We start from the raw sequence: 13,763 nt of genomic DNA on the forward strand, positions 1-13,763 counted from the left end.
GGATGTAACATGAGAACTTTGCTTGTATTATTAGATGGGCTTGGAGATAGGCCTTCTTGTATTTTAAACGATAAAACTCCACTCGAATATGCAAAAACTCCAAACTTAGATGCTTTTGCGAAAAAAAGCATAACTGGGTTGATGACACCATATAAAAGGGGCGTACCGCTTGGAACGGAAGTTGCCCATTTTTTACTATGGGGATACAGTTTATCAGAATTTCCTGGAAGGGGCGTTATTGAAGCTTTAGGCGAAGATATTGAACCTAAAGATAATGCCATTTATCTAAGGGCTACTTTTGGGTACGTGGAAAGAAAAAATGGATTTTTTGTAAAAGACAGGCGCACTAAAAATGTTTCAACCAAAGAAATAAAACGCCTTATAGAGTCCCTTCCAAAAAAAATTGAAAATTATGAATTTAAATTACATTATTCATTTGATACACACTGTATTTTAGAAATAACTTCTCCAAATTATGAAATATCTGATAAAATATCCGATAGCGATCCATTTTATCGAGAAAGGCATGTTTTGAAAATAAAACCACTTAATAATCTACTAAAATCGTTAGAATTTGAAAATGCAAAAAAAACTGCCAACATATTGAACGAATATCTTTTAAAATGTAACGAAATTTTGGAAAACCACCCCCTAAATATTGAACGAGAAGAAAATGGACTTCAACTTGCAAATTTCTTACTTACAAAGTGGGCAGGTCAAAAAACTGAAATTGACTCATTTAAAGATAGGTGGGGTATGAATGCTGCCATAATTGCAAAAAGTAGCGTTTTTAAGGGCCTGTCAAAATTGCTGAAAATGGATTACTATCCTGAAGGAGATTTTCAAAAAGCATTTTTAAAAGGAATTGAATTAAAAAATTACGATTTTGTACACATCCATACCAAAGAACCCGATGAAGCAGCACATACTAAAAATCCAGCTAATAAAGTTGAAGTTATTGAAAAAATAGATAAATGTCTTGAAAAGATAAATAAATTAAACGAAGAGTTAATAATTGTTACGTCTGACCATTCTACGCCCTCTGTTGGAACATTAATCCATTCTGGAGAAGAAGTTCCGATTGCAGTATTTAAAAATGGAATTATAACTGATTCAAATAAATATTTTAACGAAAAAGAATGCTCAAAAGGATATATAAAGATCGAATCAAAAGATTTGATGAATTTAATACTGCTTTACACAAACAAAGCGGCATTATATGATACAAGAATTGGAAATAAATTTTTAAGATATATTCCAGACGATGATTCGATTGAACATTTGAGATAGGTAATAATTATGCCAAATTTATACTCCCATCTTGTTTTATCAAAAATATTTCTTGAGAAGGAATTTGCTGAAAATAGTTTTGATTTAAATAATTTCTACTTGGGGGCCTGTGTACCCGATATTGGGTATTTTTCAGATGTTGAACGAAAAATTACCCATTTTTACGATTCTGCTCCGGAAAAATTTTTTGAAAATAATACGGGTTCTGAAAAATCGTTTTTAAAAGGGTATAAACTTCATTTGTATTTAGATAATATCTGGAAATATGAAATAAGGCTTAAAAATAATATTTCGATTGAAGAAAATGCCTTAATCTACAATTATTTTGATGCGTTTTTGAAAAATAAGTTCAACATTGAATTAGAATCTTTTAAAAACTTTGTTTTAAACGGAAACTGCGATTTTCTAAAAAAATTAAATATTGATAGGAGTACGTGTAAAAACTGGAAAAAAAATTCATTTTATAATATTTCTGAGTTTGAATTTAATGGAAAATATCAAAAAATAGTTGATGAATACTTAAAAATTTTAAAAATTTGTTAAAAATAATTAAATTAAAATTATGCTGTTTTTATCAATATCAAACGAAATTTCGTCCCCTATTTTAAAATCTGTTGGAGTATTAGTTTGAACCGTGAATAAAAAATCACTGTGTTTTATAACATATCGTGTAATACTGCCTAAGAATTCACGATCTAAAATTTTTCCCTGAAATTTTCCATTACCAAGATCCAGTGATTCTGGCCTCACAAAATACTTTTTATCAGCGTGATTTTCAATATTTAATTCCTCGATAACTGAAAGAGGGAGTTCATTGACGACCCCAATAAATTTAGCGACAAATTCTGTTTTAGGGCTTGAATAAACCGAATAAGGTTCTCCAAACTGTTCGATTTCCCCTTTATTCATTACTGCGACTTTATCCGATAATGCAAGTGCTTCTTCTTGGTCATGTGTCACATAAATCGTTGGAATTCCCAAATTCCTTTGTAATTCTTTAAGCTCTTTTCTCATTTTTATCCTAAGTTTTGCATCTAAATTGCTTAAGGGTTCGTCTAAAAGCATTGCTTTTGGTTCAATTACCATTGCTCTTGCAATCGCAACTCGTTGCTGCATTCCCCCACTCAATTCTTCAATGGAATATTTTTCATACCCGCCTAAATTTATGATATCTATTGAATTTTTCACTTTTTCAGAAATTTCACATTTACCAAGATTTTTTAGCTTTAAACCATATGCGATATTTTCAAAAACAGTTAAATGGGGAAACAATGCATAGTTTTGAAATACCATGCCAATATTCCGTTTATTTGGTGGAATATTTGTTATATCCTCGCCATTCAAAAAAAGCCTGCCTTGATCAGGTTTTTCGAACCCCGCTATAACCCTTAAACACGTCGTTTTTCCGCACCCGCTGGAACCAACAAGAGAAACCAGTTCTTCAGCGCACTCAAAATTAATATCTTTTAAAACTGTGTTTTTTTCGAAGTTTTTTGAAACATTTTCAAGTTTTAAAACCATTGTTTATCCCCTTTCAATCTCAATATCCCTAGAATTCCAATTATCGAGAGTATGGCCATAAACAGTGAATAACATGCCCCAACACCAAGTTGCCGATTTATCGTGGATTCAAACACCATTGCAGATAAAACTTTTGTATTTGCAGTCATTAAGAAAATTATGGATCCTAACGACTTTATTGTTGCAATAAATGTATATATCATGCTAAATATTATTGCAGGCTTTAATAAGGGGAGTACTACTTTGTAAAATGTCTTTAACCTATTTGCACCCAAATTAAGGGATGCTTCTTCAACAGATTCCTCTATCTGGGAAAGTACCGAATTTCCAGTTTTAAATGAGAATGGGAGCTTTCTAACCATGCAATTTAAAATTATAATTGAAGACGTTCCTGTAAGTAACAACGGATAATTATTAAATGCTAAAAGATATCCCAAACCCATAAATGTTCCAGGTATTGCAAATGGAAGTGTTATTATCAAATCCATCAGTTTTCGACCAAAAAACTTCCCCCGATATACGACATAAGCATAAGCAACCCCTAAAAATGCCACCAATATGCTTGACGATAGTGAATATAAAAGCGTATTTTTTATCGCCAACTCTCCTGCGCTGATTGCTTCGAAAAAATAATCTAACGTCAAAGTATAATTATGGCCAAAACTCTTCGTAAATGAAGCCACAAACACTGCGAAAAACAAAAGATATGCAATTATTGAGAAAAATACCGCTGGAAGTCCCAGAATTACTTTTTGCATATTACTTAGTGAATATTTTGTTAATCTAGAGTTTTTAAGTCCGTAACCCTTGTGATATTTTGAATATAAATAAAAAAGGGCCAATGAAGGAAAAAGAAGTATCACACTGAGTGTTGATGCCATTTGGGTATTATACCTCCCGATTATCTCAAAATACGATGCTGTTGCAAGGGTGTTAAAATTTCCGCCGACGATTATTGGGGTTCCAAAATCAGCCATTGACTGCATAAATATCAAAAGCCCCGCGCTCAAGATTCCGGGAATTAATAGGGGTAACGTTACTTTTTTGAAAACCTGAAATTCGTTTGAACCGAGATTTCTTGCAGCATCCTCAAATTCTCCAGAAATTCCAAGAAGTACCGCAGAAATTATAAAAAATGCGGTTGTCGTGTAGTCGATAGACTGCATTATTACAACACTTTTCCAGCCGTAAATACTTGGTTCAAGTCCCAGTAATCCATAGGTGATGGCCCCGTGCCGTCCAAAAAGAAAAACATATGCGAGTGATGAAATAAAGCCCGGAGTAATTATGGGTAGAAAAACTGCAATTTTAAAAAAATTTTTAAACTTAAAATCTGTTTTAAAAATTATTATTGAAAAAATAAAACCCAATGCGAGAGAAATTACTGTTGAAAAACATGCTACAACGACACTGTTTTTTAAAATGCCAAAATAGTACGAATCTGAAATAAATTTAGAATAAAATTCGAGTGTAAAACCGTTTGAACCGTAAACTGACTGCATAAATACAATAAGTACTGGGTACATTATGAATAACAATAAAAAAGCATTTGCAAGTATATAAAAACCATTTTCAAGGATTTTTGGGTAAATTTTTTGTAGCATTTCTTTTTTAAAAAGTTCTTTCATTTACTGCACCTGCAAAAAAATAGATAAAAAATTATTCAGTAGTTGAAATTTCCCGGTATCTGGATTCCCATTCGTCCAAAATTCTGTCTCGGTTTTCTCCCCAGTACACGAAATCCATGTCGATGAAGTCGAGCTCTTCAGGGTTTGGAACTCCTTCAATAACTTCAATATCTCCCCTCACCGGTACACGAGGGCTTGCCTGCATCAACACTTCCTGACCTTCTTTTGAAAGACACCAATCAACAAATATTCTTGCGTTTTCAGGGTGTTTTGCACCACTTACTATTGAAACTGGTGAAGGCCACCAGATAACGTTATCTAAAAATACAGATTTTACAGGTAATTCTGAATCTGCGATTAATGTCGTGTGTGGATCAGGTGCTACACCATAAGCGTATTCACCAGCAGTTACTAAATTTCCTGGTCCACTTCCCCTTTTTGTAAGGAACGGGGTGTTTTGGTAGAATTTATCAAGGTAGTTCCAACCTTCTTCTTCACCATACATTTGAAGAATTCCACATATTGTAAAGTATGCCGTGCCCGACACAGTCGGGTTTGATGCGATTAATTCGCCACTGTATTCTTCAGTTATTAAATCATCCCAAGTTTCTGGCTCAGGTAATCCTTTTTCCGACATTAAATCAGTATTTTCCAAAATTCCTATTGTAACGAGGGAAACTCCTGTCCAATAACCATTTTCTTCAACAAATAATGGATCAATCTCTTTTGCGTTTGGAGATTTGTATGCTTCGAGCAATCCATCGTTTTGTGCACTTATAAATGCATCTATTCCCCCTCCAAGCCATACATCTGCTGAAGGATTACTTTGTTCAGCCTTTAGTCTGGAAAGTGCCTCACCAGAGGATAATGATACGTATTCCATTTTTATTCCAGTATCTTTTTCAAATTCTTCTGCAATTAGATCAAGTCCGCCGTATGCAACATATACGGTAACAATCTTTTCTTCTTCAGAAACTGCTGAAGCTTGTTGTTCAGTACATCCTGCAAATACGAGAACTGCCATAATGCATAAAATAGCGAGTATGCCATTTAATTTTTTCAAGATTACACCTCCGAAATACATTACTTAGTGTTTATTATAGTATTTAATAATGTCATTAGATTAAAAAATATAGAATATGCCAATTATAAAAATTAATATGAATAAACATTAATCGTAGCATTTTGACAGAAGGGATCTTGACCTGTTAAGTGCAGAAATATAGAGTTTTACAATTAAAGGAGATATTATTGAGTAGTAAGATCGATATTTATTAATTAAACCTTTTTTATTTAGGCCCCTTGAAAGTTGGGCATTTTTTGTAGTTTCAAACTCCCTTTTGGCAACTTCGATCGTTGAAAATGTCATCCAAGGCCCAATTCCAAGGTCTCGATTGTAATTTGAAATAAATTTAATTAATGCTTCAATTGAAACTGAATTGATAAACCACTGTATTGTAAAAACATAAGCAAGCAATCTGTAAGCGTTAATTAACCCATTTTGGCCCATTACAAAGTAATAAAACAGCACCAAATATATTGAAAAGAAAATCCATTTTTTTGATATTACTTCAAATCTTTTAGTTATTACAACAACTGTAATTGATACTAAAAAACCATAAAATGGATTGAAAATTATTAAAATGAGTAATAAAAGGGTAAAAATTATGTATATCTTTATTTTACCGTTTTCCATATTTTAACCTAGTTTATTTTTACCCCTAATTCTGAAAGTATGTCTTTTGGGAATGGTTTTATTATGTAGTAAACAAGCACGCACGACAGGAGTTTATCCACCAAATTCGCTGGAACTCTGGCTAAAAATGCTGATGAAAAAATATCCTGGCCAGAATGTAAAAATACCGCAGTTAATAGGTCAACACCTCCGCCAACAAGTCCGCCGTATAGGTAAACTGCGATTGGTGTTCCAACCATTGGTGCAAGTATTGCAAGTACAAGACCCACAATTATTGAATTTTTAAGGGTTATTCCCCCTTTCATTGCAGCAAACCCTGAAACAATTCCAATTACAATATTTACTAGCGAAAACGGAATGTATGATGGGTCGAGTATAAATCCAAGTAAAATATTTGTAAAAAGACCCACCAAAGCTCCACCAACAGGGCCTAACAAAAAACCGCTCAATACTGTTCCAATGCTATCCAAAAAGATAGGCAAATTTAAAAAAGTTGCAATTTGGCCACCGATCGCATTGATTGCGATTCCAACGGGAATTGTTGTCATGTAAAGTACTTTTTTGTTCATTATAGCACCATTAAAGTTTAATGGCAATATTCTGGATTATAAAGTATTTAATACTGTCATTAAAATTATTAATGGATATGGGTGCAATTTAAAAGTAAAAGTTAATCTCCAAATTTTAAATCATAAACAGAAAGTTTGTCCTGTAATAAGTATATTATAAAAAATGCAACCATGAAAGAGAGAATTTTGTCTGCGAAATTTGTATAAAGTCCTGCGGCAAATGCAGCAGTTGGAATCCCCTGTCCAAGCGCAATTATCGTTTGAGTAATATGTCCCACTCCACCGTCAGTTATTCCGCCAAAGAAATATATCGAAACCATATTTCCCATGATTGAAGAAATTATTGATACAACTATTGCGGCTAAAAATATTGTTTTAAAATTAATATTTTTTGTGTGAAGCATTATTCCAGCAGTAAGCCCGATTAAAACATTTACGACTGCAAAAAGAAAGTTTTCCTTAGATATTAAAATACCAGTTATCAAATTTGTGGCAAGCCCTACAAGCGCCCCAATATGTGGGCCCAGTACCATTGCACTGAATATCGTTCCGATACTGTCAAGATAAAGTGGAAAAAGATAAACACTTTCAACATATGAACCAAAAATATTTAGTCCCATACTAAGCAATAAAATTCCAGAAAATAAAACTCCGTATCTCAAAACATCCCCTCAAATGTGATATTAACACTATCCAAAAAAGTAATATATAAAGGTTAAGTTTTGAAAGGATTTAGAGATTTTATTTTCTAACAGGACATACTTCTTCGCAGTCCTTACAAAAAATGCATGAATTTAAATCCACTTTGATAATTTTAGATTTTAATGCATCTTCTGGAGATAATAATGCATTTAGAGGGCAGAATTCAACGCATTTTAAGCATAAATTGCACTTTTCAGGATTTATCAATATTTTACCATTCTCAAAAGAAATTGCCTTTTTAGGGCATTTTTGAATACAGAGTTTGCAGTTATTGCATTCCTTTGTAACTTCTGGAACTTTCGAAACTGGCATTTCATTTTTTAAAATAGGAATTGTACAAACTATTGAGCAGTACCCGCATTTTATACATTTTTCAGGATCTACTGAAAACCTATTTTTTTCAATTGCTTCAACAGGACATGCATTCAAACATGCTCCACAGTGTTCACAAATTGTATCCCTAAATTTAAAAACAGATATTGCATTAGTTGGGCATACATCAACACACAATCCACAACAGATGCATTCTTCAAGTTCCGGGCTTTTAGTTTCTCCGAGAAATTCTGGATTTTTATGTGGTTTAAATAAATTAAAAATAATATTTTTCAAAAATTTTCCTTTTGTAAAAATTTTGTTAAACTCTTCGTCGTCGTAAGACATGTTTTCACAATAAATCCAAATGTATCAATTAGTTTGAATATTATCAAAAAAGCGCCCTGGCCGGGATTTGAACCCGAGTCACAGGAGTGACAGTCCTGTATGATAGGCCGAGCTACACCACCAGGGCATGTGAAATAAATAATTTTGAGCGGGCCCGAAGGGATTCGAACCCTCGACCGCCTGATTAAAAGTCAGGCGCTCTACCAGACTAAGCTACGGGCCCAGATTGCTTGTTTTGAAAATAGAAGTAAGGCGCCCTGGCCGGGATTTGAACCCGAGTCACAGGAGTGACAGTCCTGTATGATAGGCCGAGCTACACCACCAGGGCATGTGAAATAAGAAGTGACCGGCAGCGTCACATTGTTCCCACCAGATGGCAGTACTTAATGAATCGCTGGGAGGCTTAATTTCCGAGATCGGGATGGGATCGGATGGACACCCCCGCTTTGACCGCCGTATCAAAACAGCTAGGAGTTAATAACTCCAATGTACGTGTTTTTTGAGCGGGCCCGAAGGGATTCGAACCCTCGACCGCCTGATTAAAAGTCAGGCGCTCTACCAGACTAAGCTACGGGCCCCGAAAGAATATGTGAGTCCCGCGAGCCGGATTTGAACCAGCGACATGCGGATCTACAGTCCGCCGTTCTACCAGTCTGAACTATCGCGGGAATATAAGTGGTGGGCCTGCCCAGATTCGAACTGGGGTTTCAGGATCCCAAATCCCAAAGGATGACCAGGCTACCCCACAGGCCCATAAGACGACTTATATTTGAACTTACCTATTTATAAAGGTAACTCAAGCCCCGGGGGGGATTCGAACCCCCGACCACCTGATTACAAGTCAGGCGCTCTACCAGGCTGAGCCACCGAGGCAATTTGTTCGCATACTCAATAATAGTATCATTATATATAAAGCTTTCGGTAGTTCAATATTCTTGTTAAATTATTTTTTCAAATAATTATCGTGTTTTAGATTTAAAAAGATATTATAAAATCATTTTAAAATAAAGATTGAAGAAATAAATGTAGAGTTAGATTCCTCTTTTTGCGAGGAGCTTTTCTTCTGGAATTTCATCGATGTTTATTCCAACCATTGCTTCCCCTAAGTTTTTGCTTACTTCTCCGATTACATCTGGCTTATCAAAGTTGTAGGTTGCTTCAACAATTGCTTTTGCCCTTGTTGCAGGGTTTCCGGATTTGAAAATTCCTGATCCAACAAATACCCCATCACAGCCCATCTGCATCATTAAAGCAGCATCAGCAGGTGTTGCAATTCCACCCGCAGCAAAGTTTACAACTGGAAGTCTTTTAAGTTCTGCAACTTCTGAAATAAGTTCCATTGGAACTTTTAATTCGTTTCTTGCCATTTGGATTAATTCTGCTTCGAGGCCCATTTCTTTGTATCCCACAACCCTTGCAATTCCTTCGTTAACTGCCCTCATGTGTTTTACAGCTTCAACAACGTTTCCAGTTCCAGCTTCCCCTTTAGTTCTGATCATTGCTGCCCCTTCATCAATTCTTCTTAAAGCTTCGCCCAAGTTTCTTGCACCGCAAACAAATGGTGCTGTGAATGCTCTTTTGTCGATGTGATTTACTTCATCAGCAGGGGTTAAAACTTCGCTCTCGTCAACCATGTCAACACCGATTGATTCCAACACCTGAGCTTCTACAAAGTGTCCAATTCTTGCTTTTGCCATTACTGGAATTGATACTGCGTCTTTAATTTCTAAAATCATTTCTGGGTCAGACATTCTTGCAACGCCGCCCTGTACTCTGATATCGGCAGGAACTCTTTCCAAAGCCATTACCGCAGCAGCTCCCGCGTCTTCTGCAATCTGTGCCTGTTCCACGTTTGTAACATCCATTACAACCCCGTGTTTTACCATTTTAGCAAATCCTCGTTTTAAAAGGTCTGTTCCTAATTTTTTCATTCTATCTCCCCATGTATGGTGTGCCCTAATTTAATAAGCGTTTCAAAATTAATTTTGTTTTCAAATATAAAAAAGTATGTCGATTTTTTTAATATATTTAATTTAGAAAAAATAAGTGATCTTAAAAGCCATTTTCACCAATTAATGGAACAAATGCAACTTCTAAAAGTTTTTCTTCAAATATTTTACCATGTATTTTCTTGTATCTCATTAAAGTCTGAAAATGGCTTCCAACAGGTGCGAGTATAATTCCACCATCGTTTAACTGTTCAAAAAGAGCTTTTGGAACATCTGGACCCGATGCAGTGACATATATCCGATCATATGGTGAATTTTCCAGATATCCTTTTGTACCATCCCCTAAAACCACTTCAACGTTTTCGTATCCAAGTTCTAAAAGTACTTGTTTTGATTTTTCGAAAAGTTCAGGTATTCTTTCTATTGTTGTAACGTTTCCAGATTCTCCAACTATTTCAGAAACTACTGCTGCATGGTATCCAGAACCAGTTCCAACTTCAAGTACATTCTGACCAACATCCAAATCGAGTTCTTCGCACATTATCCCGACCATATGTATTGCAGAAATGGTCTGGCCGTATCCGATCCCCAGAGGACTGTCGATGTATGCATACTCTTCCATGCTTTTTGGAATAAATTTGTGCCTTGGAACGGTCATTAATGCATCTATTACGCTTTGTTTTTTGATGTAGCCGTTTGAAATTAAGTTTCCAATAACCCCGACAATTTCGTTTAAAGGCATGCCCCCCCCCTAAAAAATTGATTAATATTTATATCTTCAAAAAGATATATAAATCGGCTTTAAACTCTTAGGTGGACTATATGGAAAATCTTGAAAATGCACTTGGGAAGTATCATGAGATTAAATTAAAACATGTAATACCTCCAATAAACACGATGCCGGTTGTTTGCTGTAATGACCCAATTATTAAAGTTATGGAAATATTAAGATCAAGACATCACGTTTGGGTTATAAATTGCGAAGAAGAAGGCAGTTTACTTGGAGTAATCAAATATTTAAGCGTCATAGACTTTTTATTACCTCCGGATAAGCATAATTTATACATCGGAAGTACTCGTTCTGCACTAAAATCCGTAATCGGTGGTGCAAAAACTGCAAAAGAAGTTATGGAAAAAAATGCACTTGCAATTAATCACAACGCAACAGTACTCGAAGCCCTGATAAAGATGAAACGATATGGAATTCAGATTTTAGCGGTGCTCGATGATGATGAAAGATTAATTGGTGAAATAAGTTTAAAAATACTAATTAACAAATTTTTGAGTCTTTGCTTAGCTCAATAACATATAGAGGGGTTTTTAATGGAAGCTAGCTGGGTGTTGTTTACCATAGGAATTGCGCTAATTTTTGGTAAACTTGGTGACCACCTGATGAATAGATTGGGATTTCCGGGCGTTCTCGGCGAAATGATTATGGGAATGCTAATTGGAAATCTAGTATTTTTTGGAGTAGTAAGTCCTGAGCATCTCACAATTCATAACAATGAGGTTTTCGATTTTTTATCTAGGTTAGGAATTATATTCTTGTTATTTTTAGGGGGGCTTGACACAGATTTATCGGTTTTAAAGAAAACTGGCAAAATTGCGACTGTTTCAACAGTTTTTGGTGTTTTAGTTCCGCTAGTGATGGGTTATTTTGCAATGCAACATATGGGATACAACAATGTTGAATCGTTTGCAGGCGGTGTGGTTTTAACTGCGACGAGTATTGGAATTACTGTAAGAGTAATGATGGATTTAGGCGTGCTAAAAAGTGAAGTTGGTGCAGCATCGCTTAGTGCAAGTATTATGGATGATTTTTTAGGCATTATGTTGATTATATTTGCAGTGGGTAGTGGCAGTATTCTTGGACTTTTAGGAAAATTTGCAATTTTCTTTATAATTACAGGTTTCCTCGCCATGAAATTTGTACATAAATTCATTTCATTTTCAGAAAAACTCCAAGTAGAAAAAGGAATACTGTCCCTTGCAATTGCAGTTATGTTTTTATTCTCGTTTTTAGCAGAGAACTGGTTTGAAGCTGCTATTGAAGGATCTTTCATGGCAGGGCTAGTCCTTTCAAGAACTCCCGAAGGTAAAAACTTAATTGAAGATGTAAAAACAATAGGTTACAGTATTTTAATTCCATTATTCTTCGTGTATACTGGGGCATCATTAAATTTAACAATTTTTGGAGATTTTGACGCACTTTACCTTGCTTTGGTACTGACAGCAATTGCAATTGTAAGTAAGGTTGTTGGAAGGGGCTTTGGTGCGAGAATCATGGGATGGAATCTTAAAAAATCGCTTCAAATGGGAATTGGTTCAATTCCAAGAGCTGAAATTGCGTTAATCAACCTTATGGTTGCAATACATGCAGGAGTAATTTCCGAGGCCAATGTCGGAAAATTCATTGCTGCAACGATGATATTCATCACAATATCAATTATTTCAACGCCCCCGCTATTAAAATGGGCTTTTGCAGAAGAAGTGGAAAATTAAATCTATTTTTTATTTTTTATTAAAACATACGCAATATAACTTATTAAAAATGAAAATACTGCCCCTATTTTAAACATGTTTGAAATTCCAACAATATCTGAAATATATCCTAGCAGTACTGCACCAACGAATATTCCAACATTTATGCTTGCAGTGTAAAGCCCCATTGCTTCACCTTTTCTTTCATGCGGAATATCTCGAATTGCAATTGAATTTATCCCTGGAGTACTCATTGAAGCCCCAATTGATGCGATAATTAATGAAAAAAACATTGAAGTAAACGATGTGGACATTGCAAGAATATACATCCCTAAATTTCCAATAATTATTCCATTTAATATTATTCTGTTTCCATTTTTATCGAAAATTTTTCCAAATTTTTTCTGCGTCACTGCTAGAACCATATTCATTGCTGCAAGCATTATTCCAATTTTAAAAGCAGAAACTCCGTAATCATACGCGTAAATTGCTAAATATGCGAGAAGTGCACCCCTTGAAATTGTTATCGCGATATTTATTATAAAAGCTGCGCTAAAATTTCTCATTTTTAAAAATTCAAGCGAAAATAATTTTTTACCAGATAATTTTTGTTTTTCTTGTGATTTGGAAATATCTTCCAGTTTGTAATAAGCAATTATTGATGCGATAATTCCTAAAATACCACATACGTAAAATGGAACCATAATTCCATACATATCCGCAAGTAATCCTCCAAGTAATGGTCCAACGCCAAATCCTAAAGATACTGCGGAGTTAAATACTCCCATATATTCCCCAAGTTTTGATTTCGGAGAGACTTGTGCAATATACGAACCTGCAACAGGATTTACAAATGCCGAAAATACGCCTGTGAAAGTCCTGACTATGAGCATGCTTGCAAATCCGGATACCAATCCATAAAATAGAGTGGTTACCCCGTAAAGAAGTGTTCCTGCAACCAAAAATATTTTTTTTCCGTAAGTATCTGATAGTGTTCCTGCAGGAAGTTGAAAGATTGTCCTAACTAGTGCAAAAGAACCAAAAATCAGCCCGATCTGAAAATTTGATAAACCATACGATTTTGCAAATATTGCTAAAAGTGGCGCAATTAGACCAATACCGAGCATCGTCACAAAAATTGTGATCCATAGAACGTAAATACCGTTCATTTTTTCCTGCATGACTTTTCACATTTTATTTTTATAATACACTCGCATTTGATAGATAAATACTATGTGGCAATCAGTAAAGTTTACAAACCTATAAA

The 13,763-nt window shown here is 34.9% G+C and carries 14 protein-coding genes, 7 tRNA genes and 1 rRNA gene; 4 read left to right on the top strand and 18 right to left on the bottom strand.

Going from position 1 to position 13,763, the window contains the following annotated elements:
* Positions 1-9 precede the first annotated feature (9 nt).
* A complete protein-coding gene (locus HNP90_RS07090; RefSeq protein ID WP_011977489.1) occupies positions 10-1,290 on the top strand; it encodes an alkaline phosphatase family protein in 1,281 nt (426 codons plus the stop codon).
* Between the two features lie 9 nt (positions 1,291-1,299).
* On the top strand, positions 1,300-1,833 hold the full coding sequence (locus HNP90_RS07095) for a zinc dependent phospholipase C family protein (protein WP_011977488.1): 534 nt from the start codon (positions 1,300-1,302) through the stop codon (positions 1,831-1,833).
* A gap of 6 nt (positions 1,834-1,839) precedes the next feature.
* On the opposite strand, the gene HNP90_RS07100 is transcribed toward HNP90_RS07095, so the two are convergent.
* The 17 genes from HNP90_RS07100 to HNP90_RS07180 all read right to left on the bottom strand — a co-directional run bounded on the left by HNP90_RS07100 (position 1,840) and on the right by HNP90_RS07180 (position 10,757).
* A complete protein-coding gene (locus HNP90_RS07100; protein ID WP_011977487.1) occupies positions 1,840-2,811 on the bottom strand; it encodes an ABC transporter ATP-binding protein in 972 nt (323 codons plus the stop codon).
* Positions 2,802-4,439, bottom strand: coding sequence for an ABC transporter permease (locus tag HNP90_RS07105; protein ID WP_011977486.1), 1,638 nt, complete (start codon positions 4,437-4,439; stop codon positions 2,802-2,804). The genes HNP90_RS07100 and HNP90_RS07105 overlap by 10 nt, the downstream gene beginning before the upstream one ends.
* Before the next feature lie 31 nt (positions 4,440-4,470).
* Complete coding sequence (locus HNP90_RS07110) at positions 4,471-5,502, bottom strand: ABC transporter substrate-binding protein (protein ID WP_011977485.1); 1,032 nt, start codon at positions 5,500-5,502, stop codon at positions 4,471-4,473.
* A gap of 108 nt (positions 5,503-5,610) precedes the next feature.
* Positions 5,611-6,135, bottom strand: a complete 525-nt coding sequence (locus HNP90_RS07115) for an energy-coupling factor transporter transmembrane component T (RefSeq protein WP_011977484.1) — start codon at positions 6,133-6,135, stop codon at positions 5,611-5,613.
* An 8-nt stretch (positions 6,136-6,143) separates the two neighbouring features.
* A complete protein-coding gene (locus HNP90_RS07120) occupies positions 6,144-6,704 on the bottom strand; it encodes a CD3073 family putative ECF transporter S component (protein ID WP_011977483.1) in 561 nt (186 codons plus the stop codon).
* A gap of 101 nt (positions 6,705-6,805) precedes the next feature.
* Positions 6,806-7,366 carry a hypothetical protein gene (locus HNP90_RS07125; protein ID WP_011977482.1) on the bottom strand — a complete coding sequence of 187 codons (561 nt, stop codon included), beginning with the start codon at positions 7,364-7,366 and terminating at the stop codon, positions 6,806-6,808.
* Positions 7,367-7,445: 79 nt separating this feature from the next.
* Positions 7,446-8,066: a 4Fe-4S binding protein gene (locus HNP90_RS07130; RefSeq protein WP_011977481.1), complete on the bottom strand. Its 621-nt coding sequence runs from the start codon at positions 8,064-8,066 to the stop codon at positions 7,446-7,448.
* A gap of 52 nt (positions 8,067-8,118) precedes the next feature.
* Positions 8,119-8,193, bottom strand: a tRNA-Asp gene (locus HNP90_RS07135).
* A 22-nt stretch (positions 8,194-8,215) separates the two neighbouring features.
* Positions 8,216-8,289 (bottom strand) — tRNA-Lys (locus HNP90_RS07140).
* Positions 8,290-8,319: 30 nt separating this feature from the next.
* Positions 8,320-8,394: transfer RNA gene (locus HNP90_RS07145), tRNA-Asp, on the bottom strand.
* Between the two features lie 16 nt (positions 8,395-8,410).
* A 5S ribosomal RNA gene (gene rrf / locus HNP90_RS07150) occupies positions 8,411-8,524 on the bottom strand.
* Positions 8,525-8,570: 46 nt separating this feature from the next.
* Positions 8,571-8,644: transfer RNA gene (locus HNP90_RS07155), tRNA-Lys, on the bottom strand.
* A 16-nt stretch (positions 8,645-8,660) separates the two neighbouring features.
* Positions 8,661-8,734, bottom strand: a tRNA-Tyr gene (locus HNP90_RS07160).
* Between the two features lie 8 nt (positions 8,735-8,742).
* Positions 8,743-8,819: transfer RNA gene (locus HNP90_RS07165), tRNA-Pro, on the bottom strand.
* A gap of 46 nt (positions 8,820-8,865) precedes the next feature.
* Positions 8,866-8,939: transfer RNA gene (locus HNP90_RS07170), tRNA-Thr, on the bottom strand.
* A 158-nt stretch (positions 8,940-9,097) separates the two neighbouring features.
* The gene (gene pdxS / locus HNP90_RS07175) at positions 9,098-9,997 is read right to left on the bottom strand and encodes a pyridoxal 5'-phosphate synthase lyase subunit PdxS (RefSeq protein ID WP_011977480.1); all 900 of its coding nucleotides are present in this window, start codon (positions 9,995-9,997) and stop codon (positions 9,098-9,100) included.
* Between the two features lie 121 nt (positions 9,998-10,118).
* Entirely contained in the window at positions 10,119-10,757 is a 639-nt protein-coding gene (locus tag HNP90_RS07180) for a protein-L-isoaspartate O-methyltransferase (protein ID WP_011977479.1), read from the bottom strand.
* Between the two features lie 80 nt (positions 10,758-10,837).
* On the opposite strand from HNP90_RS07180, the gene HNP90_RS07185 reads away from it, so the two are divergent.
* A complete protein-coding gene (locus HNP90_RS07185; protein WP_011977478.1) occupies positions 10,838-11,320 on the top strand; it encodes a CBS domain-containing protein in 483 nt (160 codons plus the stop codon).
* A gap of 18 nt (positions 11,321-11,338) precedes the next feature.
* Complete coding sequence (locus tag HNP90_RS07190; RefSeq protein WP_011977477.1) at positions 11,339-12,517, top strand: cation:proton antiporter; 1,179 nt, start codon at positions 11,339-11,341, stop codon at positions 12,515-12,517.
* Between the two features lie 2 nt (positions 12,518-12,519).
* Here the strand turns inward: HNP90_RS07190 and HNP90_RS07195 are convergent, their stop codons facing one another.
* Positions 12,520-13,677, bottom strand: a complete 1,158-nt coding sequence (locus HNP90_RS07195; RefSeq protein ID WP_011977476.1) for an MFS transporter — start codon at positions 13,675-13,677, stop codon at positions 12,520-12,522.
* Positions 13,678-13,763: the final 86 nt, after the last annotated feature.

Origin of the sequence: Methanococcus maripaludis, assembly GCF_013760955.1 — an archaeon.
Classification (GTDB): Archaea; AGJL01; Methanococci; order Methanococcales; family Methanococcaceae; genus Methanococcus; species Methanococcus maripaludis_A.